The sequence below is a fragment of the Tatumella sp. UBA2305 genome (assembly GCF_002345795.1).
GTDB lineage: Bacteria > Pseudomonadota > Gammaproteobacteria > Enterobacterales > Enterobacteriaceae > Tatumella > Tatumella morbirosei.
In genome coordinates, this window is record NZ_DDVT01000025.1 from 1 (window position 1) to 25,791 (window position 25,791).

25 protein-coding genes and 3 pseudogenes are annotated in these 25,791 nt (G+C 51.1%); 12 read left to right on the forward strand and 16 right to left on the reverse strand.

The genetic code is table 11. The features are described 5' to 3' along the window. Positions 1-249 precede the first annotated feature (249 nt). The 4 genes and pseudogenes from B3Z23_RS17240 to B3Z23_RS17255 all read right to left on the reverse strand — a co-directional run bounded on the left by B3Z23_RS17240 (position 250) and on the right by B3Z23_RS17255 (position 2,388). Positions 250-681, reverse strand: a complete 432-nt coding sequence (locus B3Z23_RS17240) for a hypothetical protein (protein ID WP_294912444.1) — start codon at positions 679-681, stop codon at positions 250-252. Beyond that, entirely contained in the window at positions 675-1,274 is a 600-nt protein-coding gene (locus tag B3Z23_RS17245; protein WP_294912445.1) for a peptidoglycan recognition protein family protein, read from the reverse strand. Before B3Z23_RS17245 ends, B3Z23_RS17240 begins: the two co-directional genes overlap by 7 nt. A 27-nt stretch (positions 1,275-1,301) precedes the next feature. Next, positions 1,302-1,779: pseudogene (locus tag B3Z23_RS17250) on the reverse strand (Hcp family type VI secretion system effector). 27 nt (positions 1,780-1,806) lie between these two features. Continuing rightward, complete coding sequence (locus B3Z23_RS17255) at positions 1,807-2,388, reverse strand: recombinase family protein (RefSeq protein ID WP_294912446.1); 582 nt, start codon at positions 2,386-2,388, stop codon at positions 1,807-1,809. A 100-nt stretch (positions 2,389-2,488) separates the two neighbouring features. On the opposite strand from B3Z23_RS17255, the gene B3Z23_RS17260 reads away from it, so the two are divergent. Continuing rightward, the gene (locus tag B3Z23_RS17260) at positions 2,489-2,980 is read left to right on the forward strand and encodes a DUF4158 domain-containing protein (protein WP_294912447.1); all 492 of its coding nucleotides are present in this window, start codon (positions 2,489-2,491) and stop codon (positions 2,978-2,980) included. 34 nt (positions 2,981-3,014) lie between these two features. Here the strand turns inward: B3Z23_RS17260 and B3Z23_RS17265 are convergent. Next, positions 3,015-3,200 (reverse strand): annotated as a pseudogene (locus B3Z23_RS17265) (IS481 family transposase); the annotation flags it as partial. A 16-nt stretch (positions 3,201-3,216) separates the two neighbouring features. On the opposite strand from B3Z23_RS17265, the pseudogene B3Z23_RS17270 reads away from it, so the two are divergent. Further along, positions 3,217-3,783: pseudogene (locus B3Z23_RS17270) on the forward strand (PQQ-binding-like beta-propeller repeat protein); the annotation flags it as partial. Positions 3,784-3,959: 176 nt separating this feature from the next. On the opposite strand, the gene B3Z23_RS17275 reads toward B3Z23_RS17270, so the two are convergent. Continuing rightward, positions 3,960-4,853 carry a dihydrodipicolinate synthase family protein gene (locus B3Z23_RS17275; protein WP_294912448.1) on the reverse strand — a complete coding sequence of 298 codons (894 nt, stop codon included), beginning with the start codon at positions 4,851-4,853 and terminating at the stop codon, positions 3,960-3,962. Between the two features lie 28 nt (positions 4,854-4,881). Further along, positions 4,882-5,568 carry a B3/B4 domain-containing protein gene (locus B3Z23_RS17280; protein ID WP_294912449.1) on the reverse strand — a complete coding sequence of 229 codons (687 nt, stop codon included), beginning with the start codon at positions 5,566-5,568 and terminating at the stop codon, positions 4,882-4,884. Between the two features lie 43 nt (positions 5,569-5,611). Between B3Z23_RS17280 and B3Z23_RS17285 the strand changes: the two genes are divergently transcribed. Continuing rightward, the gene (locus B3Z23_RS17285) at positions 5,612-6,214 is read left to right on the forward strand and encodes a cupin domain-containing protein (RefSeq protein WP_294912450.1); all 603 of its coding nucleotides are present in this window, start codon (positions 5,612-5,614) and stop codon (positions 6,212-6,214) included. A 131-nt stretch (positions 6,215-6,345) separates the two neighbouring features. Further along, positions 6,346-7,146: an AraC family transcriptional regulator gene (locus tag B3Z23_RS17290; protein ID WP_294912452.1), complete on the forward strand. Its 801-nt coding sequence runs from the start codon at positions 6,346-6,348 to the stop codon at positions 7,144-7,146. Here the strand turns inward: B3Z23_RS17290 and B3Z23_RS17295 are convergent. Further along, positions 7,133-7,771 carry a LysE family translocator gene (locus tag B3Z23_RS17295; RefSeq protein WP_294912453.1) on the reverse strand — a complete coding sequence of 213 codons (639 nt, stop codon included), beginning with the start codon at positions 7,769-7,771 and terminating at the stop codon, positions 7,133-7,135. The two genes, B3Z23_RS17290 and B3Z23_RS17295, sit on opposite strands and share 14 nt — an antisense overlap. Before the next feature lie 157 nt (positions 7,772-7,928). Continuing rightward, positions 7,929-8,789 carry a helix-turn-helix domain-containing protein gene (locus tag B3Z23_RS17300; protein ID WP_294912455.1) on the reverse strand — a complete coding sequence of 287 codons (861 nt, stop codon included), beginning with the start codon at positions 8,787-8,789 and terminating at the stop codon, positions 7,929-7,931. Between the two features lie 78 nt (positions 8,790-8,867). On the opposite strand from B3Z23_RS17300, the gene B3Z23_RS17305 reads away from it, so the two are divergent. Together B3Z23_RS17305 and B3Z23_RS17310 are read left to right on the forward strand one after the other, a co-directional pair. Further along, complete coding sequence (locus B3Z23_RS17305; RefSeq protein ID WP_294912456.1) at positions 8,868-10,079, forward strand: MFS transporter; 1,212 nt, start codon at positions 8,868-8,870, stop codon at positions 10,077-10,079. Positions 10,080-10,870: 791 nt separating this feature from the next. Next, entirely contained in the window at positions 10,871-13,243 is a 2,373-nt protein-coding gene (locus tag B3Z23_RS17310; protein ID WP_294912457.1) for a glucose/quinate/shikimate family membrane-bound PQQ-dependent dehydrogenase, read from the forward strand. 90 nt (positions 13,244-13,333) lie between these two features. Here the strand turns inward: B3Z23_RS17310 and B3Z23_RS17315 are convergent, their stop codons facing one another. Beyond that, positions 13,334-14,128, reverse strand: a complete 795-nt coding sequence (locus B3Z23_RS17315; protein ID WP_294912458.1) for an AraC family transcriptional regulator — start codon at positions 14,126-14,128, stop codon at positions 13,334-13,336. 109 nt (positions 14,129-14,237) lie between these two features. Here B3Z23_RS17315 and B3Z23_RS17320 point away from each other — a divergent pair, with 109 nt between their 5' ends. After that, entirely contained in the window at positions 14,238-15,062 is an 825-nt protein-coding gene (locus B3Z23_RS17320; protein WP_294912459.1) for a sulfite exporter TauE/SafE family protein, read from the forward strand. A gap of 14 nt (positions 15,063-15,076) precedes the next feature. Here the strand turns inward: B3Z23_RS17320 and B3Z23_RS17325 are convergent, their stop codons facing one another. Both B3Z23_RS17325 and soxS read right to left on the reverse strand, forming a co-directional pair. Next, on the reverse strand, positions 15,077-15,358 hold the full coding sequence (locus tag B3Z23_RS17325) for a YjcB family protein (RefSeq protein WP_294912460.1): 282 nt from the start codon (positions 15,356-15,358) through the stop codon (positions 15,077-15,079). Between the two features lie 249 nt (positions 15,359-15,607). Beyond that, positions 15,608-16,018: a superoxide response transcriptional regulator SoxS gene (gene soxS, locus B3Z23_RS17330; protein ID WP_294912461.1), complete on the reverse strand. Its 411-nt coding sequence runs from the start codon at positions 16,016-16,018 to the stop codon at positions 15,608-15,610. 101 nt (positions 16,019-16,119) lie between these two features. Between soxS and soxR the strand changes: the two genes are divergently transcribed. Together soxR and B3Z23_RS17340 are read left to right on the forward strand one after the other, a co-directional pair. Continuing rightward, positions 16,120-16,659 carry a redox-sensitive transcriptional activator SoxR gene (gene soxR, locus B3Z23_RS17335; protein ID WP_294912462.1) on the forward strand — a complete coding sequence of 180 codons (540 nt, stop codon included), beginning with the start codon at positions 16,120-16,122 and terminating at the stop codon, positions 16,657-16,659. Between the two features lie 305 nt (positions 16,660-16,964). Next, positions 16,965-18,614 carry a Na+/H+ antiporter gene (locus B3Z23_RS17340; protein WP_038023776.1) on the forward strand — a complete coding sequence of 550 codons (1,650 nt, stop codon included), beginning with the start codon at positions 16,965-16,967 and terminating at the stop codon, positions 18,612-18,614. 45 nt (positions 18,615-18,659) lie between these two features. Here B3Z23_RS17340 and B3Z23_RS17345 read toward each other — a convergent pair whose 3' ends face one another. After that, positions 18,660-19,562 (reverse strand): LysR family transcriptional regulator, encoded by a 903-nt coding sequence (locus tag B3Z23_RS17345; protein WP_294912463.1) that lies wholly within the window; start codon positions 19,560-19,562, stop codon positions 18,660-18,662. Between the two features lie 102 nt (positions 19,563-19,664). Here B3Z23_RS17345 and B3Z23_RS17350 point away from each other — a divergent pair, with 102 nt between their 5' ends. The 3 genes from B3Z23_RS17350 to B3Z23_RS17360 all read left to right on the forward strand — a co-directional run bounded on the left by B3Z23_RS17350 (position 19,665) and on the right by B3Z23_RS17360 (position 21,444). After that, positions 19,665-20,093, forward strand: coding sequence for a CidA/LrgA family protein (locus tag B3Z23_RS17350; RefSeq protein WP_038023770.1), 429 nt, complete (start codon positions 19,665-19,667; stop codon positions 20,091-20,093). Beyond that, the gene (locus B3Z23_RS17355; protein WP_294912598.1) at positions 20,086-20,781 is read left to right on the forward strand and encodes an LrgB family protein; all 696 of its coding nucleotides are present in this window, start codon (positions 20,086-20,088) and stop codon (positions 20,779-20,781) included. Before B3Z23_RS17350 ends, B3Z23_RS17355 begins: the two co-directional genes overlap by 8 nt. A gap of 120 nt (positions 20,782-20,901) precedes the next feature. After that, on the forward strand, positions 20,902-21,444 hold the full coding sequence (locus tag B3Z23_RS17360) for a YfaZ family outer membrane protein (RefSeq protein ID WP_294912464.1): 543 nt from the start codon (positions 20,902-20,904) through the stop codon (positions 21,442-21,444). Positions 21,445-21,482: 38 nt separating this feature from the next. Here the strand turns inward: B3Z23_RS17360 and B3Z23_RS17365 are convergent, their stop codons facing one another. The 3 genes from B3Z23_RS17365 to acs form a co-directional block, all read right to left on the reverse strand. Further along, a complete protein-coding gene (locus B3Z23_RS17365; RefSeq protein WP_294912465.1) occupies positions 21,483-23,135 on the reverse strand; it encodes a cation acetate symporter in 1,653 nt (550 codons plus the stop codon). Then, positions 23,135-23,443 carry a DUF485 domain-containing protein gene (locus B3Z23_RS17370; RefSeq protein WP_294912466.1) on the reverse strand — a complete coding sequence of 103 codons (309 nt, stop codon included), beginning with the start codon at positions 23,441-23,443 and terminating at the stop codon, positions 23,135-23,137. The genes B3Z23_RS17365 and B3Z23_RS17370 overlap by 1 nt, the downstream gene beginning before the upstream one ends. A 195-nt stretch (positions 23,444-23,638) precedes the next feature. Then, positions 23,639-25,594, reverse strand: a complete 1,956-nt coding sequence (gene acs, locus B3Z23_RS17375; protein WP_294912468.1) for an acetate--CoA ligase — start codon at positions 25,592-25,594, stop codon at positions 23,639-23,641. Positions 25,595-25,791 lie beyond the last annotated feature (197 nt).

The following is a 25,791-nucleotide window of genomic DNA, read 5'->3' on the forward strand; positions in this document are numbered from 1 at the left end:
GTTTCATAGAAATCCCCCTGAATTCAGGTTAGTAGAGAAATCTACTTATTAACCCGCCCATTTTTCGGGGGGATTACCTCAGCATAGTGTGATTAGGATTACGCGGAGTTACGCATTTGGGGGGTTGTAAGCGGGAAGCCGCCAAAATTTTGGCACTATGTTGTTCGTTAAATTAAGTTAATAAATTGTGAGAATTAGCGGTAAAGTACGTCTCAGCAGACGTACTTTAGATTATAGCGATGTGGATTTTTATTTTGAATCCGACTCATTCTCCGAAGCGTATGTACCCTCAAAAGGATCTGTCCACTTATAATTATTATAAAATAATGTTGCTACATCACCAGTATCCCATAAAAGGGTTGCCCCTCCACTGGAGGAAATCTTCCATTTACCACGAGTATTATCGCTGAATTCGATGAAACCTTTAGCATAACAAGGTGAATAACGTTCATGGATATTGAAGTTTAAAGGTACAGGATATGATTTTGAAAAGTATTCTCTCACATCTTTCTCTGTGATTTTAAATGCACGACAACCATCAATCACATTTATCGATTCATCGTCACTTTTTCCTGTTTCATTAATTTTTATTTCTACTATTGTCCTGGGTGCAGTATGGTCTGCAAAAGCCACATCTATGGTTAAAATCACACCCAATATAGAAAATATTTTTTTTACCATCGGGCTGTGCCTGCTTCTGTCTTAACTTTATATGATACTTCAGGATGTCTGAATATTTCAGTCATTGATACTTTCAATGTGTCAGTAAGTTCTGCTACAAGCCATCTTAAAGAGCTATTTTGTGCTTCATTTACTTTTTCATAAACAGCATTTTCCCCTTCGCCTGAATCGGGTTTCCCCACCATTTCTATACCCAGAGAATCAAAGTTAGCAGGGTATCTTTCCGGATATGGCTTCTTCTGTTCTAATCGAGAGAGTTGTTTATATTTATTCAGTAATGGTTTTATTGTGGCAATTTCTGAAGGTGTGCATGTTTTTTCCATGTAACATCTGGATCTTATATTGCCGACATGATTTGTGACTTTGAAAACTGAGGCAGTCTGATAAATATTGCCATCTTTATCTATTAGAAAATGAGCACCGTTTGCGCCTGTATGTTTATAACTATTAAAAGAACTTTCTGCTGTGGAGCCACCCGTCTGATGTACAACGATCCCGTTCACTTTATCCAGTTTACCGCGCTCTATTGTACTGAATCTCTTAATAATAATACGTTCCGCATCCACTAAACCATTTTTATCAACGAATAACATAGTTACATTTCCTTATATCACCTGTATTTAAATGTTTGCATTGGCTTTAATGTAGTAACCCATAGCAACTGTACCCGCTGAATTTCCCTCTGCATTCTGCAAAACGTAATCCATTTTCACCCGTGAAAATGGATTACGTTTCGCGCGGGACCCGCATGGTATTGAGGTAGACCGGACTAACCCGGGTAATGATAATTTCCTGAAGCGTAATTCGCAGATATTCCAGCGGAGAGCCACCTGCTTTTCTTACTGTCAGAACAGCTTCGGGAATATGTTTGCCAGTCAGACAATGCTGAAGAAGGTTGGGACTGGATTTGTCGATATAATGCTCAAAATTAAGGTCCTCAATAGTACATTTTCCCGCACCGCCGCCACTACCGGAATGCATATTCGATGTCTGACTAACAGACCAGTCCCAGTCAAGTACCTCAACCTCTCCTTTATGAGTGGAATCCTGAGATTCACCTTCGATACCATCAATTTTTATAAAAATATCCTGAGCCATAATTCTTCCTTGTATGGGTGAAATGATTTACTGCTTTTCTCTGCCTCGTATAAGCGTCCGGTAAACCGTCGGGCGCGACACCGAAAACAGCTCTGTCAGGTCACTGATTGAGTGTTCCCCCCTGCCGTGCATACGGCACAGCTCCTGTTGCTGCCTGTCTGAAAGCTTTGGTTGTTTGCCTTTCAGTTTTCCTTTTGCCCGTGCGATGGCCATTCCTTCGCGGGTCCTGAGCCGTATAAGGTCCCCCTCAAATTCTGCGAAGGTGGCCAGTACATTAAAAAACATTTTTCCCATCGGGTCTGCCGAATCGTAAACGCTGTTTCCCAGCGCCAGTTTTACCCCCCGCGCCTGGAGAGCATCCGCAATCGCTCTGGCGTCCGGAACTGAACGGGCCAGCCGGTCCAGCTTTGGCGCAACCAGCGTGTCCCCCTGGCGCACCGCTGCCAGGGCCTGGTCCAGGCCGGGACGCTGGTGATGTGAGCCTGTAAGTCCTTTATCGGTGTAAATCCGGTCCGGAGAAACGCCCAGTCTGGTCAGGGCTTCCTGTTGTGCAGCCAGATCCTGTCTGTCGGTTGAGCAGCGTGCATAGCCTATGCGTATTTCAGTCATAATATGTACGATTAAGGGACCGCAAGAGAGATTGATAACGTACTATCTATATGAGATAACTTTATGCCTGATTTTCCGCGGATACCAGAATGATTTTTGAATGTCCGCAGAACGATCCTCTTACGGACATATTCAGTGCGAGGTCAGGATGACATCCCGTCGTAAAGATAAAGGAAAAAGACTCTCCGTTTTAACGGATACAGAAAAATTCGCACTGTATGGTCTGCCTGATTTTGATGAAGGCCAGCAACTGGGATATTTGTCGCTCACGACAGAGGAGCTGGCAACCAGCCGCCCCGGCATACTGGCGCAGATTTATTGCATCCTGCAGATGGGTTATTTCAAGGCCAAAGACGCCTTCTTTCATTTTTCACCGAAGGACGTGGAAAGTGATTTCGATTTTGTGGTTCAGCGTTACTTTCGTGAGATATCCCTCACCGAACAGACCATTACCGATCATGAATATTATGCCCAGCGTAAGCTTATTACCGACTTCTTTGGGTATCATCAGTGGTCCGGCTCCGTTGGTCCGCAGCTGGATGCACGCGCAGCACAGATTGTGCGTCGTTGTATTAGCTCAGACCTGATCTGACAGTTACCGGTTATTTATACAGGTGTCTGTCAGATTACATCTGGCTTAAATTTTTCTCAGCCCAGATGCGTTTTCCATCAAGTAATGTTTCCATTGGCGTCCGGCCACAGCACATTTTCCCCTGATGGGTTCGCTCATTATTATAGTGAGCCAGCCATGCATCAAGATCTGATTGTAATGTATCGAGTTCGCCATACAGTTTTTTGCGGAACGCTATCTCGGTTAACACCGATCAGCAGTTTGCGATTGCTAATCCGATGGCGATGCCTTTTATTTCTAAGCTGATCCCACGCGGACCGGGCAACCCCATAGAACCCGGCGCTGATGGTGCCGCCGGTTCCGGGTCAGAGTCCGGGGTACAGCATATGTATGGTGTGCCTTACGGGGTTGAACTGAATCCGTTCCTGTCACCACTGGGTTTACCTTGTCTGCAACCTTCATGGGGCTTTGTCTCTGCGATCAATTTACGTAATCACCAGATCATCTGGAAAAAACGGATTGGTACTGTTCGTGACAGTGCGCCGGTACCTTTACCCTTTAAAATGGGTGTTCCAATGTTGGGTGGTCCGGTGACAACGGCAGGGAATATCTTCTTTGTGGCTGGCACACTGGATAACTACCTGCGTGCTTATAGTGTACGTGACGGCAAACTGCTGTGGCAGGCTCGTCTGCCGGCAGGTGGTCAAGCGACACCAATGACGTATGAGGTTGATGGTAAGCAATATGTCGTGATTATGGCCGGCGGGCATGGTTCTTTTGGGACCAGCCTCGGCGATTCACTGATAGCTTACAAACTTCCTTAATTTAACGCCCCCGTACCCTTAGGGTACGGGGGCTTTTCTTATGTGTTTAATCATCACGGGTTAACATTCTTCATACTTTCAGCTTTATCTGTCTGGTTGATGCTTTCATTCTTGCCAGAAGTGCAGTTTTTCACTTCGTCGACGTCCTGATAATGCCCGTAAATTTACTTCCTAAACTACTCCAGCTCCAGTTGTTCAATCACTGCGGCTATTTCCGCTAAATCGCTCTCCGGGAGGGGTAACAGCGGGCGGGGCAGGTTGTCGGGGGGCGTCAGACCAAGTATTCCGGCAGCGGCGGAGATAACCCGCAGGCTACTGCCATGTTTGCGGAACAGTGCCCATAAAGGTTCCAGTCTGGCACTCAGTGCTGTGACCTGTTGTGCATCTCCGACTGCCGCCGCCCGGGTTATTTGTTTGCTGATGTGCGGGAACAGGCCGCCACATACTGAATACCAGACGTCACAGCCAGCAATTAAACCACTCGCCGCAAAAGCATCTCCGCTAATACCAATAACGGTGCCAGGTCTTAGCTGGCTACGCAACTGGTTAATCCGCTGTGTCACCGTACCGTGATCCCCGGGGATTCCGGGAATTTTCACCGAGCGAACTTGTGGCAATGACGAGAGTTGTCTGAGTAACTGGTCTGAATAGCGGAAATGGGTGGTCGACGGGTTATCATAAACACAGATCGGTATCGATACTTGTTGGGTTACCGTCTCAAACAACCGGTACACTTCTTCATCGCGCAGAGACTGGTAGCAAATCACAGACAGTAGAAATGCATTCGCCCCGGCTTGCTGTGCATCTTCCGCCAGACGCAGAATTTCATCACTGCTGACTGAGCCGATACCGGCCATTAATGGAATATCACCGGCCAGCTGGCGGGTGAGCTCTATCACGCGCTGGCGCTGCTGACGGGTCAGATAGGCATAGCTACCGGTTGATCCCAGAATACCCAGTGAATCGACTCCGGCGGCAGTCAGACGCGCCATAATCCGGGCAAAACTCTCTTCATCCACCTGTCCGTTGTTTAACGGAGTTAACGGGAAAGCACACAGACCACTGAGCATAGAAACACTCCTGAACTAACGTAATTGTTTATTCGGATATCAGGGCCATGTTGAATTGCATACCTGGCATCATTTTCTCCAGACCATCTGTCAGCATTTTTCCGGCGAGATCCAACTGTTCAGCCGGCATTTCAGGCAGGCTTTCCAGAATAAACCACATATGCTGTGCTTCGATACTTAAACGGGTACGAATTCCCTGGCGCCAGTTCCAGCGCCGGCAAGTGACACCCATATCATCACGCCAGATGACCTCGCCAGGTGAAGCGGTTTCGGTCACTGGATTTCCCTGTTTCAGTGTGTCGAAAGGTTCATCCCCTTTGGCGATAACTAAGCGAGGCTCTCCCTGATAAGCTGCTATATCTTCTCCTCCTACCGGAATGGCAAAGCGCAGGCTGACGGCATTATACAGGTCAACTATGGGATCCAGAGGCGGCAGGCTACCATCACGTAATACCCTTTTGCGCAGTGCATCCGCAGAACAGGGAGTACGTTTAGCCTTGGCACCAAATGACCGAAATACCTCAGCCCAGGCAGCCAGGTGTGAATCTGCCCACCGGGGCTCTCCGGCCAGAACTGCTTCACAGGCCGCCTGCAATTCAGCCTTACCAATTTCTGCATTTTCAACCGGTGCAGCGGTAACGCTAATACTGAGTGCCCGAAAACCCGGGGCAAGTCGATAAATCTCTGGTGCAATTGACGGAATGAGTGCTGACACGACATAATCCTTTAATGACTATTTTATCGCATAATATCGACTAATGACCAAAAAAGTCAATTTAGTGACCGAGCCTGGAGCGGACGTAAGTTCGGTGAATCAGGCTGTATCACAGAGAATCAAACAATACCGTAAACAAAAAAAGCTCTCCCTCGATGAGCTTTCCCGTCGGGCGAACGTCAGTAAAGGTATGCTGGTGGAGATTGAAGGCTGTAAGGCCAATCCAAGCATTGCTCTGTTATGCCGTCTTGCTGCAGCGATGGGGGTTTCGGTAGCTGATTTTGTCGACGTGAGTTCCAAACCGGATGTGCGTATCATCGATGCCCGGGATATTCCTGAACTCTGGACTGGTGAGAAAGGAGGGTATGCCAGATTACTGGCAGGGTCCGGAGGCCCAGAAATGACGGAACTTTGGTTATGGAAGATGCAGCCAGGGGAAAAATTTGAATCCTCAGGACATCCGCCAGGAACCTTTGAATTAATGTATGTCCGGTCCGGCACTTTGACGCTTAGCGTCAAAGAGAGTGTTTACCCGCTAACTCAGGGGTGTTCAGCGATAGCCAAAACCGATGCGCCTCACAGTTATGAAAATAGGGGGGATCAACCGGTAGTGTTTATGATGACGGTGAACGAAAAGCCCTCCTGAGTGTCACCATCTACGCCTGCAACGTCATGACAGTCTGGTGGCTTGTGGTCAGGTGTTGAATTTGTCACCACTACATGCTGTTATAAATCCTGACAACTTCGCTATACCACAAGGGAAAGGGAAAAACATCAGTGTTACAGTCCAGCGAGTGGTTCAGCCGGAATGGCATCGAATGTTCCCGGGTGATCGCCTGTGATGACGGATTTCCAAGACATTCTCATGATGAGTATGTGATCAGTGCTAATCTTAGCGGCGTAGAGGAAATCTGGTTGTCGGGAAAAAATTTAACCGTAAAAAGCGGACAGGTCACCCTGTATAACCCCGCCTCTGTTCAGTCTTCCGAATTTGCACAGCAGAGTGTCGAATTTATCAGCATTCATCTGCCCCAGTCCGTGGTGAAAACGCTGGTGGCACAGGAAAATCTCAGCAGCCAATCTCAGGCTCCGGTACTGCGTGAAGGGGTGCTGGATGATCCGCAGTTGTTTCATGCTATCTGCCGGTTTGCGGATTCGGCCCGCGAAGATAACGACTCTCTTCAACAGCAGGAACTGTTACAGTTGTGCGGCGAATTGCTGGAACCTTCCGTCTCCCTGACGGGGAGTGAAGCACAGCAAATCAGCAGAGTGATCGACTACCTTCGCTGCCACCTGACGGAAAAACCCTCTCTGGAAACTCTGGCGCAGATAGCCGGATTAAGTAAATATCATTTTGTCCGGTTGTTTACCCGCTATACAGGGTTGCCACCCTTGCAGTATCACATGCAGCTCCGGCTGCACCAGGCGCGTAATCTGCTACGCCGCAATATTTCTCCGCTGGAGGCCGCGATTAGTCTCGGATTTTACGACCAGAGCCATTTTATCAATGCGTTTCGCAAAGTGATGGGGATCACCCCCGGTCACTATATTGCCCGGTTAGGTCTTAGCCGGGGATAAATTCGTGGTAGCCGGAGACAATCACCGTGACTGCGAAGTAACTGAATATAATCGCAGAGGCGATATAAGAAAACTTCAGTAAACGGTTACCCATTAATTTTCCCCCCAGGCTGCCAACCAGACAGAGTGCACAGGTCCAGAGGACTCCGGCCATAAAGAATCCGCCCAGAAACCATCCTGAGGATGCCACACTATGCTGCCCCATCCTTGAGATTAGTGCACCGCCGACGGTGGCAAACCAGAGAATGGCCGAAGGGGAAGACATCGCCAGCATCATGCCCCGAAAGAACTCCCTTCTCAGTGAGCATAACTGAGGGGGTTCTCCGCTGTTCAGGGCGGTTGACTGATTAACGGCCGCGATCAACATTTTCACTGCAAACCAGACCAGCATCGCGCCGCCGCCAATCCACAATACCCAGCGTACGGCACTGAACTGTAACAGCACCGTCATGCCTGCCAGCGCCAGAATGGCGTAGGCCAGATCACCGAAACAGGTGCCAATGCCCAGCCATAAACCATGAAAATAACCGCGCTGCATTGCCAGTGTCATCATCGCGATATTGGCAATACCAATATCCAGACACAACGACAGGCTAAGTAAAAAACCATTAGAAAACTGAAGCATAGGGTCAGTCCCTGATCATAATTTAAGCAGTAATAAACGTGGTAACCGTGGCCACATAAACGGCCAGAGAGTGACTATCTCATCACAAGCCGCTAACAAGGTATTGGAAATAATTGCGCCGCTGACAGTGCCGGCAATGGCCGGAGAATCTACGCAGTTATGATTTTTCTGTCTGCGGGGCGGAAGATGGAGAGAAATAGCGGGAAGGGGTGATACCAAAGGTCTTTCGAAAGCCATGAATAAAGGCACTCAGGCTGTCATACCCCACGGCAAGGGAGACCCCGGTGACACTCTGCCCGCTAAACAGTAATTCCAGGGCGTGCAGCATACGCGCCTGTTGCCGCCACTGGCCCGGGGTAATCCCGGTCTGCTGCCGGAAACGACGCGATAAGGTACTCAGTGACATGCCGGCCTGCTGTGCCCATTCTTCGATGTTGTGATTAAGGTCAGGCCTGTCCAGTAACCGATGGGTAAGTTGCTGTAACCGGGATTCGGTGGGCATGGGCAAATGGAATCCTCCCCGGGGGAGAAGTGCTATTTCATGGGTCAGGCTGTCCAGCAGGCTCAGGACATGCCCTGGTTCCAGTAACGGGGCATCTGCCAGCCGACTGATCATCGCGTCGGTCAACGACGTCTGAGTGAAAATCACCGGAACGTCAGGAAATGCCCCACCAAGTTCTGGTTGCAGATAAAGGCACATCCCTTCAATCGCGCCAAACCAGTGAGTACCGTGATCCTGTTTGCCGGGGATCCAGCAAAACTGTCCGGGCAGTACACATGTGACCTCATCGCCACTGTGAAGAATGACTAATCCGTGGTGGATCGCGATAATTAATCCCTGCGGATGCTGGTGCTGTTCCAGAAAAGTGCCCTGTTCCCGGCGTTTTCCAGCTAACCGCAACGGAGTCACCGGCCGATCTTTATCGATCATTGGCGTCTCCAGCCGCAGTACCGGTGACGATTCTGAGCAATTCTCTGACGGGTTGGCGTTAGCCGCATTTTTAGGGGCCGGGTACACTGTGTTCTCCTGATGTTAACCTGCTGTTTAGTTTAACGGCTTGTTGACGGGTAATCACTTTTCTCTGGAAATAAAACCATGTCGCAGTCACCACTGACCCTCTCTTCAGAAAGGTCATTCTCCTCAGCCCTGATTTTCGCGGGGATCATTCTGGTCGGCGCCAATCTCAGAGCGGCGATCACGGTCGTCGGCCCGGTACTTTCTGATATCCGGGCCAGTACCGGAATCTCAGATTCCGCAGCGGGCTGGCTTAATGCATTACCGTTACTGATTTTTGCCCTGCTGGCCCCGGCTGCCCCAAAGATGGCGGCTAAATGGGGGATGGAAAGGGTTATCGGTCTGGCCCTGACATTGCTGGTGGTTGGCATCAGCTGGCGTTCCTCCGGAGGCAGTATCGGCCTGTGGGGAGGGACCTGTATCCTTGGGGCAGCCATCGCATTTTGTAATGTATTGCTGCCGGCACTGGCAAAACGGAGTTTCCCGGCGAAAGCTGCAAGAGTCATTGGCGGTTATGCGGCGATGATGGGCGTTATCGCCGCGATAGCCTCCGGCGCGGCGGTGATGCTGGCCAATGGGGATACAGAGGGTTGGCGCCGGGCATTGGGTGCCTGGGCGGTACTGGCCGTCATCGCGTTACTGGTCTGGTTGCCACAGCTACGTACCCGTACCCGGCCTGCACATACCCGACTGGCGGCGCTTGATCCCCACCCGGAACAGTACCGCTCTCCCTGGAAAAGCAGTACCGGTTGGCAGGTTGCGCTGTTTATGGGATTACATTCGACGGTTTTTTATGTGCTGGTGGACTGGTTTCCCGCCTATGCACAGACCGTCGGTATTTCAGCTTCTATGGCCGGCCGCTGTCTGTTCGTGTACCAGTGTATTGCTGTGCTGGCCAATCTGAGCATGACGATCATCATCCCGCGGGTTAAAGATCAGCGCGGACTGGGGCTGTTATGTTCGGTTCTGATTCTGGCTGGGGTCAGTGGTTTGTATTACCAGCCAGCTCAGGCGATGCTTTGGCTGGTACTGGCCGGCATGGGGGCGGGCATTGCGATGGTCGTCTGCTTGTCATTGTTTAATTTACGCAGCCAGGGCCACAGTCAGGCAACGGCGTTGTCCGGGATGGCGCAATGTATCGGTTATCTGATGGCGGCGGCGGGGCCGGCACTGGTCGGGTTGGCAGTGCAGTACACCCATCAATGGGCCGTTCCGTTTACTTTGCTGATGGGGCTTGCGGCTATCCAGATAGTCGTTTCGGTACTGGCAGGGCGCAACCGTACTATTGGCTGAACATAGTCAGCGGGTTTGGGGGCAGGGCATCTGGCATAGATTTACCCCCTAAATAACATTATTTTGTCAGGGTCACTGCTTTCAGGCAGTGGCCCGGGGCTCGTCGCGGAGCGGACCCGGTGATGACGATGGACTGATACCCGGCATTTCAGCGGCCAGTTGATTCCACTGTTGGCAACTGCGACTGAGCTCGCGCTCGCTGGTGTATCAGAGTCGGGTCATTGCTGAGTGCAGGGGGGCAGCGGGACAACCACAAAATCTCCCGATATATTGCTGACGGGCACACTGCGTGGCAGCAACATAATACCCACTCCGTCGTGAACCATTGCCATCATCAGGTCCCGATGGCTGGTTCACCCGGCGAGCATTAGCTTTACACCCTCTCACCGCACAGGAATCCGGAATCTGAAGTTAATTTAACCAAAATGTGAATTTCACAGCCCGGTGTTATTTCACTGTAAACGTTACCACTCTCCAGCATAAACTAATTTAAAGATTATTTTTCCCGTTTTTTTATGCCAATTTATTCTCTAAAAATTGGTTTATCTGCAATCCTGGCATATCCAATTTTAAGGTAATATTCCGAATTTTGTCGCTAATGTATGGATTTTTTTCATAAAATTTTGCGAACAAATGAACACATTTGTTGGTGCCGTGTCATGAAATTTATGAACAAATGTTATTGTCAATGGATATGGATCACAAAAAACGATATTAAATACAACTAAAAAGGACTAACCTTATGCGGCTCTTTACATATCTATAAAGTTGTTGATTCTAAGGTTAATTCAATGTCACAGGAATCCAGAGGCCTGCGCCTCATCACACTAGCAATATCAGTGTTCTGCACCTTGTGGCTGATAATCGGCGGTGGCTGGTTACTGGCAATTGGCGGCAGCGCATACTATCTCATCAGCGGCATCGTTATGGCGGTGTTCACTGTAATGCTGTTAAAGAAAAGAAGCTGTGCTTTTTATCTTTACTCACTCATTCTGTTAGGCACAGCTCTCTGGGCCTGGTGCGAATCCGGCCTTGATTTCTGGGCTCTGGCTCCGCGTCTCGATATCTGGGTACTGTTTGGTATCTGGATGATTTTGCCGTTTGTTTATCGCCAACTGGCGGCTCCCAACCGTAAAGCTACTACGCTGATGGTAATTGCTATCGTCATCAACCTGGCCATGGTCGTTGGCGCCTTTTTCGGCAAAGACCCGCAGGCAGTCTACGGTGACCTGAATGTTCAGGCTCCTGCAACTCAGCCAGTGTCTGCTGGCAAAGACTGGACCGCTTATGGTGGTACTCAGGCCGGTGACCGTTACTCTTCATTAAGTCAGATTAACGAAAGCAATGTCAAAAATCTGCAGGTGGCATGGACCTATCAGTCTGGTGACGTAAAACGCCCTGATGATCCGGGTGAGATCACTAACGAATCAACTCCACTGAAAGTAGGCAATCTGCTTTATACCTGTACAGCGCACCAGATTCTGGTCGCGATTGATGCTGCAACAGGTAAAGAAAAATGGCGTTTTGACCCTAAAATCAAATATGACCCTACCTTCCAGCACATGACCTGTCGTGGTGTTTCCTATCATGACTTTAATACGGCAACAGATCCGCAGAGTGCTCCGGTTTCTCCGGCGGCCTGCTCACGTCGTATCTATCTGCCGGTTAACGATGGTCGTCTGATTGCGGTGGATGCTGAAAATGGTCAGCTGTGTAAAGACTTTGGTAATAATGGTGAGCTGGATCTGCAGCATCAGCAGCCGAATGCTTTCCCGGGCGGCTATGAGCCAACATCACCACCGGTAATTACCGATAAAGTGATTGTGATTGCCGGGGCCGTTACCGATAACTACTCAACCCGCGAGCCGTCAGGTGTTATCCGTGGTTTTGACGTGAAAACCGGTAAACTGCTGTGGGCATTCGATCCGGGTGCAAAAGATCCGAACGCAATTCCTGCGGACGGTCAGCACTATTCAGCGAACTCACCAAACTCCTGGGCACCAGCAGCTTACGATCCGAAACTGGATTTGGTATACCTGCCGATGGGTGTGACCACACCGGATATCTGGGGGGGCAACCGTACTCCTGAGCAGGAACGTTATGCGAGTGGTATCCTGGCACTGAATGCAACTACCGGTAAAGAAGCCTGGTTCTACCAGACTGTCCACCACGATCTGTGGGATATGGATATTCCGGCGCAGCCTTCACTGGCAGACATTACTGATAAAGACGGTAACAAAGTTCCTGTCATCTACGTTCCGACCAAAGTAGGTAACATCTTTGTTCTGAACCGTGCAACCGGTCAGCTGGTGGTTCCAGCTCCTGAGCATCCGGTGCCGCAAGGTGCAGCCAAAGGCGATCACACTTCTGCGACTCAGCCGTTCTCTGAACTGACCTTCCGTCCGGAAGCGAAACTGACCGACAGTAAGATGTGGGGCGGTACGATGTTTGATCAGATGATCTGTCGTATCATGTTCAAACGTCTGCATTATAACGGGACTTTCACCCCACCTTCAGAGCAGGGCACCCTGGTATTCCCGGGTAACCTGGGCATGTTCGAATGGGGTGGTATTTCGGTCAACAGTGGCAGCGAATTTGCCATTGCTAACCCAATGCAACTGCCGTTTGTTTCAAAACTGATCCCACGTGGTCCAAACAACCCAATGGAACCAGGTAAAAACGGTGCCGGTGGTTCAGGTGGTGAAGCCGGTCTGCAACACATGTATGGTGTACCTTTTGGTGTGGAACTGAATCCGTTCCTGTCACCGTTCGGTCTGCCATGTATGGAGCCTTCATGGGGCTTTGTCTCAGCCGTTAACCTGAAAACTAACCAGATTGTGTGGAAAAAACGTATTGGTACTATCCGTGACAGCGGTGGCCCGATTCCGTTACCACCGATTACTGTCGGTACTCCAATGTTGGGTGCTCCTATCACCACAGCAGGTAATATCTTCTTTATCGCCGCCACTCTGGATGACTACATCCGTGCTTATAGTGTGCGTGACGGTAAACTGTTATGGCAGGCTCGTTTGCCAGCAGGTGGTCAGGCAACTCCAATGACCTATGAAGTTGATGGTAAGCAGTACCTGGTGATTGTTGCCGGCGGACACGGTTCGTTCGGTACTAAAATGGGCGATTACATTATTGCTTATAAATTGCCTTAACAGGGTTGATTCCGGAGGCTGTCAGCAGTTTTCGGGTTAACCCGGGTAATAAAAATCCCCGCAGGTAGTCAGCTACCAGCGGGGATTTTTTCATCTGTCGGACGGAGTATTCCCCGGTGGTGGGGCAGCGGAAAACATTCCGGGAGTTTGCCCGGTTACCTGACGAAACATAGCCGAGAAAGCACTGATATTCTGATAACCCAGAGTCAGTGCGGTAGCCGTGACCGACTCCCCCCGACCCAGAGCCAAAAAGCTGTAATTGAGGCAGGCACGCTGCCGCCACTGAGCAAATGACAGGCCGGTTTGTTGCCGGAAGAAGCGAGTGAAAGTCCGTAGACTTTTATGTAACAGGGCCGCCCACTGCTCAGGTCGCAGCCGGATATCGGGTTGCTGAAGGAACTCGCTGCACAGAGCTGCCAGCCTGGGATCGCAGGGGAGCGGGGTGAACAGCGGATTAATTCTGGCTTGCATCAGGTCCTGCAGCATTAACAGGATGACTAATTCATCCCGGCTACCCGCCGGGTAATCCAGCGGAATATCTGCAGAGACGAGCAATAACTGGTGCAGTAACGGGGTGACATGCAACACCTCACACTGAATGGCAGCACGCGGGGCCGCCTCAGGCTCAATATACAGGCTGCGGGTACTGGCACCGAGCATTCTCACGGCATGAACCTTACCTGCGGGTATCCAGACTCCACTGCCAGGCAAGACCACCCACTGTCCTTCTTCACTATTCACCTCCATCAGGCCGCTGATGCTATAGAGAAACTGCGCTCTGCGGTGCTGGTGTGGTGCCAGCCATGTATCGGCAGGGTAATCGGTCGCCAGGGCCAACACCGGGCGTTGGATATGGTCGACGCTGTTAATCGGAGTATTACGCATGACCTGTCTCAGGTGGCCTGAATTCGTTAATGATTGTCCTGTACACGTAAATAAGTCATTCCCTGAAGTTTATATACTCTGACGCACGGTGACAGACAGGTAAATATTTATGATTCTTTTTTTAGCGATATCCGGTGTTGTCTCAGGGGTCACGACGGTGTTGTTTGGGTTTGGCGGTGGGTTTATCACGGTACCGTTGCTGGTTTCAGTTCTGGCGGCACAGCATTTACCGGTAAACAGTCAGGGCAGTGTGGTGATGCAAATAGCGGTGGCAACCTCTGCGGCAGTGATGTTGTTCTCTTCCCTGATTGCCAGTCTGCGTCAGAAACATCTGCTCAGGAAACTGGCCCCGGTATTGAAACCATTGTGGCTGATGATTGCGTTGGGCGGGATAGCCGGATCTGTGGCTGCACAATACAGCAATGGTCAGTGGATTCGTGCAGGATTTATCCTCTATCTGTTACTGACATTGCTGGACTGCCTGTTCCGGCCCGGTTTTTTACGAAACGCTACTGTCGGAAACACGGGAATCCGACCTTTGAAACATTCAGCCCTGGCCGGGTTAATGATTGGTTTGATTGCAGCCTTCCTCGGGGTAGGAGGCAGTGTGATGACAGTGCCGTTGATGCGGCGACGAGGAGCCACTATGGTTCAGGCGGCAGCGTTGGCTAATCCACTCACCCTGCCAATGGCACTGACCGCCACTCTGACCTATGCCGTGACATCGCTCTGGCATTCATCGCCTGCCATGCCCGGATTCGTTGGCTATATCGATGTTCAGGCCGCTGTTATCCTGATGGCAGGAAGTTTTACCGGAATGTGGCTGGCAGGATATGCCGTTTCCCTGGTACCAGACTCGTTACACGCACGGCTTTATCCGTGGCTGCTCAGCCTGGTTCTGGGGGCGATGCTGTTACTGCCTGCCGGGCACTAAGGCCGTGATGCTAATTAGTAGGTTGGCCAACTGGTGGGTGTCATTTCCATCACATTAATGAAGGCTTCCTGAGCACTGCTGACAAACAGATGCCATTGTTGCATGCTCAGGGTAATACCCATCAGTCCGGTCACAAACCAGCAAGACATGACTACACCAATACTGCTGCAGACAAAGCTAAAGAAATAGTGACTGTTCTGCCGGCATTTAATTTTCACTGTGCTGGCGAGAAACATGACGAAAGCACTGAGTAACCCCCAGCGCATGATCAGAAAACCTGCAGTTAATGTGCCCATTTTTTCTACCCGTGACTGATGCTTATAACAATTTTTTGACTGACATAAACTCCGTCATCCGGGAAATTGCCGCGGGAGCGGGGGACCTGACGGGGACGGAATTTTGTGATGCAGGTCACATTATAGGCTTTCTTGTAAGAAAATCGAACGAAAAATACACGCTATGTAATTTTTTGTAGCATGAAGGAGGAGGTGGTGGGAGAGTCTTTGAAAAGCGGGGTGCCGCCGGTCAGGCGGCAACATGACGACTTACATCATCCCCGATACAGACACCGGACGGGCTGCAGTCGGCCTTGACTCGCGATGAATAGTCTCTGACGGGCTGAGTTCGCGGCAGCGCATCGCCTGGCGATACGCCGTCGGGGTCTGGTCGAACTGGCGACGGAATACCCGCGAAAAAGTTTGCTGCGATTCGTAACCATATTGCAGGGCAATATCGAACACCGGGCGTCGGGTTTTACACAGCGCATCGGCGGCCATCTCCAGCCGGCGCTCACGAATATAATCACCCAGCGTCTGCTGCGTGACTGCCCGGAACATACGTTGCAGGTGCCATTTGGAATATCCTGATTTAGCAGCGACTTCATCTATCGATAAATGTTTCCCAAGGTTCTGGTTGATCCACTGGGTTAACGAATGAATGATCTCTTCTTGCATCATAGTTCTGTCCTGTACGGCGAATATTATCGCCGGAGTGGTTCGGGATTTTTGCGTCGGAGTGGAGTATAATTCCTCAAGTTAACTTGAGGTAAAGGCCGAAAATGAAAAAAGAGAGAAACTACCCGAAACCGGTCCTGACACCCGGCGAAGTTGCCCGTCGTAGCGGGGTCGCAGTCTCAGCTCTGCATTTTTATGAAAGTAAGGGGCTTATCTCCAGTAGCCGTAACAGCGGAAATCAGCGACGTTACAGCCGCGATGTATTGCGCCGGGTCGCGATTATTAAAGTTGCGCAGCGCATTGGTATTCCCCTGGCGACAGTCAGCGAAAATCTGGCGCAATTACCGCCGAATAAGCGTATGTCTGCCAGTGAATGGGAAACTCTGACGCTCCACTGGCGTGAAGAACTGGATAAAAGAATCGCCACACTGACGCATTTACGGGATGATCTAAACGGCTGTATTGGCTGTGGCTGTCTCTCAATGCGCGACTGTCCGTTACGCAACCCGGGAGATCAGCTGGCGGCCAGTGGACAGGGCGCGGTGTTGCTGGAAAGGGGCCCGGCGGGAGAAGCACTTTCCGCCCCGGAAGTTGATGCTGTCACCCCTCCGGTAAGAAAGCGTCGCTCTGCTGCATCGAAGTAATGGAGTCCGGATTTTGTGGAGAGGGTACAGTGGTGTACCGCAGGACGCTTGTCAGGATACCGGCCGAAATGACGTGGCAAATCAGAGTCCGGGACCGAACCAGCCGTCGCAATTACAGGGCGAAGAGTGGCTGTTCCCGTGATTCCCGGGGGGCCCGGAATCCTGGGGAAATCTGTAAAGCGAGGGTTTGGATGAATTTTCGCACTCCGGGATGCATTTAACTGCCTTATTTTGTTTTACACTATCACAGTAACTGATGTGTTTCTGGTTCATAAAACGCCTGTGGAAGAGGCTAGAAGGAAAGCATGGAAATCTTTTTTACCATTCTGATCATGACATTAGTGGTATCCCTGTCGGGTGTTGCCGGCCGGTTACTCCCGTTTCATATTCCCCTGCCACTGGTACAGATCATCGCCGGAGCGATACTGGCATGGCCTTCAATAGGGCTGCATGTCGATTTTGATCCGGAGTTGTTCCTGGTGCTGTTTATTCCGCCACTGTTGTTCGCCGATGGCTGGAAAACTCCGACCAGTGAATTTTTGCACCACGGGCGTGAGATTATCGGCCTGGCATTGGTGCTGGTGCTGATAACCGTCGTGGGTATTGGTTACCTGATTTACTGGACGGTGCCTGGTATTCCGCTGATTCCGGCATTTGCGCTGGCTGCCGTGCTTTCGCCCACCGATGCGGTCGCCCTCTCCGGGATTGTCGGTGAAGGGCGAATACCTAAAAAAATCATGTCGATAGTTCAGGGCGAAGCCCTGATGAATGATGCCTCTGGTCTGGTGTCACTGAAATTTGCGGTGGCGGTCGCCATGGGAACCATGGTGTTCACCTGGTCAGGCGCGACCCTCGAATTTTTGAAGGTGGCTATCGGTGGGCTCGTGGCCGGGGTGGTTATCTGCTGGTTGTACGGTAAATCCCTGCGTCTGATGAGTCGTTGGAGTGGTGATGATCCGGCAACCCAGACGGTGTTATTGCTGCTGTTACCTTTTGCTTCTTATATTATCGCGGAACACTTCGGTTTTTCAGGCATTCTGGCCGCAGTGGCCGCAGGGATGACAATTACCCGTTCAGGCATTATCCGCCAGGCTCCGCTGGCGATGCGTCTGAGAGCAAACAGTGTATGGCAGATGCTGGAGTTCGTATTTAACGGCATGGTGTTTTTGATGCTGGGCCTTCAGTTACCGAGCATCCTGGAAACCTCTATCCAACAGGCAAACGCGGATTCTAATGTCAATATCTGGATGCTGTTCGCCGATGTGGGCTTGGTGTATGCCGCGCTGCTGCTGGTTCGCTTTGGCTGGCTGTTCATCATGAAGCGTTTGAGTGTCCGGTTACTGAAAAAGAATCCGATGGAGTTCAGCAACTATTCATTCCGTGAGCTGTTGATTGCAACTTTTGCCGGGGTTCGTGGTGCGGTCACCCTCGCAGGTGTATTGTCAGTGCCTTTATATCTGGCTAACGGCGATGCATTTCCGGCGCGTTATGAGCTGGTGTTCCTTGCCACCGGGGTCATTATGTTCTCGCTGATCATTGGCGTGATTATTTTACCCATTTTGTTACGGGGGATGCCGGGCATGGATAAGAGTGAGAATGCCCGTGAACTGCGGACTGCCCGTGCGGTAATGGCGAAGGTCGCCATCGACAGCCTGTATAAAATGGAAGAGCGTCTCGCCAAAGACAGTGAAGAGAATATCGACCCGGATGTTCTGAAAGAGGTGAGTTCCCGGGTGACCGGAAATCTTCGGCGCAGGATTGACGGTAAAGAAGATATTGAACGAGCGATGTTTGCAGAAAACCTCGAACGTCGTTTCCGTCTGGCGGCACTGCGTGCTGAACGGGCAGAGGTTTATCATATGCGTGCGACACAGCAAATCAGTAACGAATCGATGCAGAAACTTCTGCGTGATCTCGACCTGCTGGAAGCTTTGCTGATCGAAAAAGAAGAGTGATGGATGGCAGGAGGCCACCTGACTGATCAGGCGGCCTCCTGGCGACTAAATCGACAGTACCGGAGGTTCTCCGGGCCAGAACTCCCGGCAGCAATCGATCCATGCCCGGGTGCTGCTGGAAATATAATTCCCTTCGCGCCAGACTAATCCCAGCGTCCATCTCAACTCTGATTCCAGCGGTATCCAGAGTAACGAGGCCGGGTCCAGTCTCTGGCAAATCGGTTCCGGCAGAATCGCCACTCCCATATCTGCCTGTACCATCGCCGCCAGAAAATCCCACTGGCCGCTACGAATAGCAATGGTCGGGGACAAGCCAAGGCGCTGAAAGGTTTTATGTAACTGACGGTTCAGCGAAAACTCCTCGTTAAACACCAGTAACGGGTAACGGGAGACATCCTGCAGGGTCAGGCTTTTGCGTTGCAGCCACTCCCGGGTACGGGGGACTAACACACATAACGGGTGCTCCATTAACGGCAGTACCTGCAAGGGGAATTCGCTCTCGGCGGGCAGGGCGGTCATGGCAATATCCAGACGTCCCTGTAATACGGCTTGTTGTGCTGCCAGACCACCAAACTCAGAAATTTTCAGTTCTACACCCGGATAACGTTTATGAAAGGCGGAAATAGAACCGACGATTTGCATGCCGACCATCGGCGGGATCCCCAGGCGTAACTCACCGGTTGTCAGCTGATTAATATCACTGATTTCGGCCTCTAACTGACGAAATTCCTGCAAAATCGCATTTCCGCGTTGGTATACCGCTTTGCCACTATCGGTCAGGTACAGCTTCCGTCCTTCTCTTAACAGCAGGGTGCAGCCCAGTTCCTCCTCAAGTTGCCGCAGCATTTTGCTGATAGTCGGTTGAGTGACATACAGTTTTTCTGCCGCACGGGTAAAGCTTTGCTGGCGCACCACTTCAGTAAAGTAACGAATCGCTCTTACATCCATAACTATTCCTAAATGGCATGGTTGGGATAATTTTAGTTCATTTTATTCACCCTGTGGCCAGGATGTATACTGCATCCATCAATTATTTTTGAGGAATTCACCATGCTTGCGGCCCTTCGTTCACAGCGGCTGACAAAATTACCCCGGTGGCTGCAGCTGCCAGTACAGGTACTGATTTATATCGGTTTCTTTCTTTTTTCAGAACAACTGGTGCTGTGGCTGCATATTCCTCTGCCGGCAAATATTGTCGGTATGCTACTGATGTTGTTACTGATTGTGACCAGAGTTTTACCCCTGAAATGGGTTAAAGCCGGTTCCAACTGGTTACTGGCCGAAATGTTGCTGTTTTTCGTCCCTGCGGTCGTGGCGGTGATCAACTACGGAACATTACTGCGTGAGGATGGTGTCCGTATCTGCCTGGTGATTGCCATCAGTACTGTGATGGTATTGGCAGCGACCTCATTTGTGGTTGAACGTATCTATCGTTATGAAACTCAGCGTGCAGAACGCAGGCAGGCCCGTGATGAATGATTTAGTGATCAGTGTGTTGTGTGCGGTAGTGACTGTTCTGGTTTACTACCTGAATAAACGGCTCTACCGCCGCTGGCGTATCCTGCTGCTGATGCCGCTGGTGATGACACCGTTGGTACTGGTCGCTCTGTTGCTGGTGACTCATATCAGCTGGAGTGATTATATTGCCCAAAGCCACTGGCTGTTGTGGTTACTGGGTCCGGCAACCTTAGCTTTTGCGGTGCCGGTGTATGAAAATATCTATATTATCCGCCGTCACTGGATGTCACTCAGTGCCGGGGTGATCACCGCAACACTGGTCGCGGTGTGCAGCTCGGTCTGGCTGGCCCGGCTGTTTACGTTGCCGGAAGAGATCCAACGCAGCCTCGCGGTTCGATCAATTACCACCCCGTTTGCGCTGGCTGCCGCTCAGCAGGAAGGGGGACAACCCGATTTAGTCGCGCTGTTTGTGGTATTAACCGGCGTGTTCGGGATGGCGATTGGTGATTTTATGTTTCTTCGGTTGGCGATTAAACAAAGCCTGTCAAAAGGTGCCGGTCTGGGGGCTGCATCTCACGGTGCCGGTACGGCGAAAGCTTATCAGCTGGGCCCTCAGGAAGGCGTGGTTTCCAGTCTGGTGATGATGCTGGCAGGGGTGGTTACCGTACTGGCTGCACCGATTATTGGTCATGTGATGTGGCGGGCTTAATCACCCGATGATTTCAGAATATGACGAAATATACTTCTGCTTACCTATAAACAGGTTGCGGCCCCTATTTTATGCTGTTCCAATGTAGGGTGCGCGTTTTTATTAACCAGGAGTATTACAATGAAAAAAATTATCCTCGCTGCAGGAGTGGCAGGTTTACTGGCCAGTGGCGTGGCCCAGGCAGTCGAAGGCAGTGTAGATGTTGGCAGACACAGCACCAACCTCAACCTTGGCCTGGGTACCGCATCCCCGGGACTGTTTGTTAAAGGTAACTGGCTGCGCAGTAATGATGACGGTAGTGTCACCGGTGCAGCACTGGGCTATAACCTGTCTGTGGGTCCGTTAAACTTCTCTCCGACAGCCAAAGCCCTGTTTACTCATCCTGAAGACAGTAAAGATGGCTTTGCTGTAGCCGTCGGTTCCGGTGTCAGCTATCAGCTGAATAACATGTGGGGCGTGTATGGTGAATATTATTACGCACCAAAATCGTTCTCTACACACCTGCAAAACTACCAGGAAGCCGCGGGTGGTATCAGCTTTTCACCGATCTCTATGCTGAACCTGCGGGCAGGTTATCAGTATGTTGAACTGAACAATAAAGGTGATAATAAAACTAACGTACTGGTTGATGGACCATACGTAAGTGCCTCAGTGAACTTCTGAGTCTTCTCCCCCGCAGGTTAACCTGCGGGGGAGACGGTTTAATGTGCTTTTCCCTGATCTATCCCAATGCCGGTTTGTGACCGGATAAACTGCGCCGTGAAGCGTTCCCGCTCGCTTCTGCCGGCCACTGAATGGTCGGTGACCGAAAACAGCCAGCAACAGACAAACGCAACCAGCATCGAAAACAGTGCCGGATATTCATAAGGATAAACGGGTTGTTCATGTCCCAGCACCTGTACCCAGATAGTCGGGCCAAGGATCATCAACACAATGGCGGTCAGTAATCCCAGCCACCCCCCTGCCACGGCTCCGCGGGTAGTGAGCCCCCGCCAGTACATCGACAGTAAAATGATCGGGAAATTACAGCTGGCAGCAATGGAAAATGCCAGGCCGACCATAAAGGCGATATTCTGTTTTTCAAACAGAATGCCGAGTGCGATTGCCACGATCCCCAGCACCAGCACCGTGATCCTCGATACCCGTAATTCTTGTTGTTCACTGGCATTCCCATTGCGTAATACACTGGCATAGATATCATGCGAAACCGCAGAAGCCCCTGCGAGGGTGAGTCCGGCGACAACCGCCAGAATAGTGGCAAAGGCGACGGCGGAAATAAACCCGAGGAAGGTACTGCCACCCACCGCGTTCGCCAGATGCACCGCAGCCATGTTAGTCCCGCCAGCCAGTGCGCCTGACGCATCTGTGAATTGCGGGTTCGCACTGACCAGTAAAATGGCGCCAAAGCCAATAATAAAGGTCAGGAAGTAGAAATACCCCATAAACCCTGTCGCCCAAAATACGCTCTTACGGGCTTCTTTCGCATCGGCAACGGTGAAAAAACGCATCAGTATATGGGGCAGGCCTGCCGTCCCAAACATCAATCCCAGTCCCAGGGAGAGTGCCGATATCGGGTCACTGACCAGCCCGCCGGGCCGCATGATCGCCGCGCCTTTTGGATGCACCGCCATGGCCTGGCTAAACAGGCTGCTGAAACTGAATCCCGCAGCTTTCATCACCATCACCGCCATAAAGGTAGCACCGAACAGTAATAGTACTGCTTTGATAATCTGCACCCAGGTGGTTGCCAGCATGCCGCCGAACAGGACATACAACACCATCAGTATCCCGACCATGACTACGGCGACCGGATAGTTCAGGCCAAACAGCAGTTGAATGAGCTTCCCGGCCCCGACCATCTGCGCAATCAGGTACAACGCCACCACCACCAATGAACCGCAGGCTGACAGGATACGGATGGGTTTTTGTTGTAACCGGTAGGAGGCTACATCGGCAAATGTGTAGCGACCCAGGTTTCTCAACCGTTCGGCAATCAGAAACAGAATCATTGGCCAACCCACCAGGAAACCCAACGAGTAGATCAGTCCATCGTAACCGGAAGTGTAAACCAGCGCCGAAATCCCGAGAAATGAGGCGGCAGACATAAAATCGCCTGCCATCGCCAGGCCGTTCTGAAATCCAGTGATGTTCCCCCCGGCGGTATAGTAATCGCTGCGCGAGCGTGTCCTGCGTGAGGCCCACCACGTAATTCCCAGGGTAAAAGCGACGAAGACCACAAACATGGCGATGGCCTGATAATTGACCGGTTGGCGGTGAACTTCACCGGTCAGAGCATCGGCGGCCAGTAATGACGGAGCATAGCACAGTAGTGCTAACAGGATGATTTTTATCATTATTCACACTCCCGGATAACCTGGCGGGTTAAGCGATCATATTCTCCGTTTGCGCGCCAGACATACAGTCCGGTCAACAGGAAAGAGATCACGATGAGTCCCACACCGACAGGAATTCCCCGGGTTACGCTACTGGTGGCTGATAACGGGGTACCCAGCCAGTCAGGAGCGAAAGCGATCAGTAAGATAAAACCAATGTAGAGCACCAGCATAATCAGGGATAGAAGCGTGGCGAAATGCTGTCTTTTCTTCACCAGCTCACGGAAGGCGGGATTATCTGCAATTTTCTGACACAAGATATCGTTCATCGCTATGTCTCCGGAGGTAAAAGTGTGCAGGTCTGTCAGTTTTATTATTCGGTGTTACGTACCTTGTCTGGCCGCTCGCCGGTGATGGACTACATTCATCAGAACGGGCATATCTTTGGAACGGAATACGGGGGAACGCGGGGCGTGTGGGCTGAAAAAAGGGGCAGAGAACCCACCCCTGATATTTTCAGGCGATTAAGGCATCTTTATCGACTGTTGTTCTTCGAGTAATTTTTCTACCACGCCAGGATCGGCCAGGGTGGAAGTATCGCCCAGCCCGGAGGTGTCTCCGCTGGCAATCTTGCGCAGGATACGGCGCATGATTTTGCCTGAACGGGTTTTGGGTAACATATCCGCCCAGTGCAATACATCCGGGGTAGCAATCGGACCAATTTCTTTACGCACCCACTGACGTACCTCGTTGTACAACTCCGGGGTCGGTTCTTCACCGGCATTCAGTGTGACGTAGGCATAGATAGCCTGTCCTTTAATGGCATGGGGAATACCTACAACGGCGGCTTCGGCGATTTTCGGATGTGAAACCAGCGCCGATTCGATTTCAGCGGTACCCAGACGGTGGCCGGATACATTCAGCACATCATCGACACGACCTGTTATCCAGTAGTCACCGTCTTCATCACGTCGTGCTCCGTCACCACTGAAGTAGCAGTTCTTAAAGGTCGAAAAGTAAGTCTGCTCAAAACGGGCATGATCGCCATACAGCGTTCGTGCCTGGCCAGGCCAGGAGTCAGTGATCACCAGGTTACCTTCGCAGGCGCCTTCCTGAACCATGCCGTCGTTGTCCACTAAGGCAGGCTGAACACCAAAGAATGGGCGGGTTGCAGAGCCCGCTTTCAGTTCGGTGGCGCCCGGCAGTGGGGTTATCATAAAACCTCCGGTTTCGGTCTGCCACCAGGTATCGACGATGGGGCAATGGCTGTTTCCGATATTCTGGTAATACCACTCCCAGGCCTCAGGGTTGATAGGTTCTCCCACGGATCCGAGGATGCGCAGGCTGGTACGCTGTGTACCGGTAGTTGCTTTATCTCCTTCTGCCATCAATGCGCGGATGGCGGTCGGGGCCGTGTATAGGATAGAGACCTGGTGTTTATCCACAACCTGAGACATTCTGGCCGGAGTTGGCCAGTTTGGAACGCCTTCAAAAATCAGGGTCGTCGCGCCACAGGCCAGCGGTCCGTACAGCAGGTAGCTGTGGCCGGTAATCCAGCCGACATCGGCAGTACACCAGTAGATATCTTCCGGATGATAATCAAACACATACTTAAATGTTGTGGCTGCATAAACCAGATAGCCGCCGGTGGAGTGCAGTACGCCTTTAGGTTTACCGGTAGAGCCGGAGGTGTACAGGATAAATAAGGGATCTTCGGCATTCATTGCCACCGGGGTGTGTTCGGTAGCCGCTTCAGCCATCAGGTCATGCCACCACAGATCACGTCCTTCCTTCCAGCCAGGGAAGCCACCGGTTCTGCGAAACACAACGACATTTTTAATGCTGGTAACTTCAGGGTTTTTCAGTGCCTCATCGACATTTTTTTTCAGGGGAATAGCACGTCCTGCCCGGATACCTTCATCGGCGGTGAGCACCAGTTTTGCGCCACAATCGATGATTCGTCCTGCGACGGCTTCCGGTGAGAAACCACCAAAAATCACCGTATGCACCGCACCAATACGGGCACATGCCAGCATCGCGACGGCAGCTTCCGGCACCATAGGCATATAGATTGCCACGACATCCCCTTTTCGGATGCCTAAATCTGTCAGCATATTGGCTGCACGGCATACCTGCTGGTGAAGTTCACGGTAGCTCAAGCGGGTACTCTGGCTGGCATCATCACCTTCCCAGATAATGGCCGTTTTATCGGCGTGAGTCGCCAGATGACGATCGATGCAGTTTGCTGCCAGGTTGAGGGTACCCTCTTCAAACCAGCGAATATTGATATTGCCCGGAGCAAATGACGTGTTTTTAACCTGCTGGTAAGGTGTTATCCAGTCGAGAATTTTTCCCTGTTCAGCCCAGAATGCCTCAGGGTTTTCTACCGAATTACGGTACATTTCTGTGTATTGCTGTGGGTTAATCAGGGCATTTTCAGCAATCCCTGCAGGAATCGGGTGCTTGTGAATCTGGCTCATGTCAGGCCTCCTCTGCTGGTTGTTAGTATTATGTGACTAAATGGTTAATTAAAGGGGGGTGGAAGGAATTTTTTGCTTTTGCGTTGCAGATCACGTGTCAGAGAAAAGTCATATTATCGGGGGGTTTTTTCACTTTAGTGTAAATTACAGGTAAAAGCAGTAATTATAACTATTTCCTTTGGTTTGTTATCTGCTTC

Coding starts and splice junctions, on each gene's coding strand:
- B3Z23_RS17240 (WP_294912444.1), bottom strand. CDS start 681: ATGGTAAAAAAAATATTTTCTATATTGGGTGTGATTTTAACCATAGAT.
- B3Z23_RS17245 (WP_294912445.1), bottom strand. CDS start 1,274: ATGTTATTCGTTGATAAAAATGGTTTAGTGGATGCGGAACGTATTATT.
- B3Z23_RS17255 (WP_294912446.1), bottom strand. CDS start 2,388: ATGACTGAAATACGCATAGGCTATGCACGCTGCTCAACCGACAGACAG.
- B3Z23_RS17260 (WP_294912447.1), top strand. CDS start 2,489: ATGTCCGCAGAACGATCCTCTTACGGACATATTCAGTGCGAGGTCAGG.
- B3Z23_RS17275 (WP_294912448.1), bottom strand. CDS start 4,853: ATGCTCAGTGGTCTGTGTGCTTTCCCGTTAACTCCGTTAAACAACGGA.
- B3Z23_RS17285 (WP_294912450.1), top strand. CDS start 5,612: ATGACCAAAAAAGTCAATTTAGTGACCGAGCCTGGAGCGGACGTAAGT.
- B3Z23_RS17295 (WP_294912453.1), bottom strand. CDS start 7,771: ATGCTTCAGTTTTCTAATGGTTTTTTACTTAGCCTGTCGTTGTGTCTG.
- B3Z23_RS17305 (WP_294912456.1), top strand. CDS start 8,868: ATGTCGCAGTCACCACTGACCCTCTCTTCAGAAAGGTCATTCTCCTCA.
- B3Z23_RS17310 (WP_294912457.1), top strand. CDS start 10,871: ATGTCACAGGAATCCAGAGGCCTGCGCCTCATCACACTAGCAATATCA.
- B3Z23_RS17315 (WP_294912458.1), bottom strand. CDS start 14,128: ATGCGTAATACTCCGATTAACAGCGTCGACCATATCCAACGCCCGGTG.
- B3Z23_RS17320 (WP_294912459.1), top strand. CDS start 14,238: ATGATTCTTTTTTTAGCGATATCCGGTGTTGTCTCAGGGGTCACGACG.
- B3Z23_RS17325 (WP_294912460.1), bottom strand. CDS start 15,358: ATGGGCACATTAACTGCAGGTTTTCTGATCATGCGCTGGGGGTTACTC.
- soxS (WP_294912461.1), bottom strand. CDS start 16,018: ATGATGCAAGAAGAGATCATTCATTCGTTAACCCAGTGGATCAACCAG.
- soxR (WP_294912462.1), top strand. CDS start 16,120: ATGAAAAAAGAGAGAAACTACCCGAAACCGGTCCTGACACCCGGCGAA.
- B3Z23_RS17340 (WP_038023776.1), top strand. CDS start 16,965: ATGGAAATCTTTTTTACCATTCTGATCATGACATTAGTGGTATCCCTG.
- B3Z23_RS17345 (WP_294912463.1), bottom strand. CDS start 19,562: ATGGATGTAAGAGCGATTCGTTACTTTACTGAAGTGGTGCGCCAGCAA.
- B3Z23_RS17350 (WP_038023770.1), top strand. CDS start 19,665: ATGCTTGCGGCCCTTCGTTCACAGCGGCTGACAAAATTACCCCGGTGG.
- B3Z23_RS17355 (WP_294912598.1), top strand. CDS start 20,086: ATGAATGATTTAGTGATCAGTGTGTTGTGTGCGGTAGTGACTGTTCTG.
- B3Z23_RS17360 (WP_294912464.1), top strand. CDS start 20,902: ATGAAAAAAATTATCCTCGCTGCAGGAGTGGCAGGTTTACTGGCCAGT.
- B3Z23_RS17365 (WP_294912465.1), bottom strand. CDS start 23,135: ATGATAAAAATCATCCTGTTAGCACTACTGTGCTATGCTCCGTCATTA.
- B3Z23_RS17370 (WP_294912466.1), bottom strand. CDS start 23,443: ATGAACGATATCTTGTGTCAGAAAATTGCAGATAATCCCGCCTTCCGT.
- acs (WP_294912468.1), bottom strand. CDS start 25,594: ATGAGCCAGATTCACAAGCACCCGATTCCTGCAGGGATTGCTGAAAAT.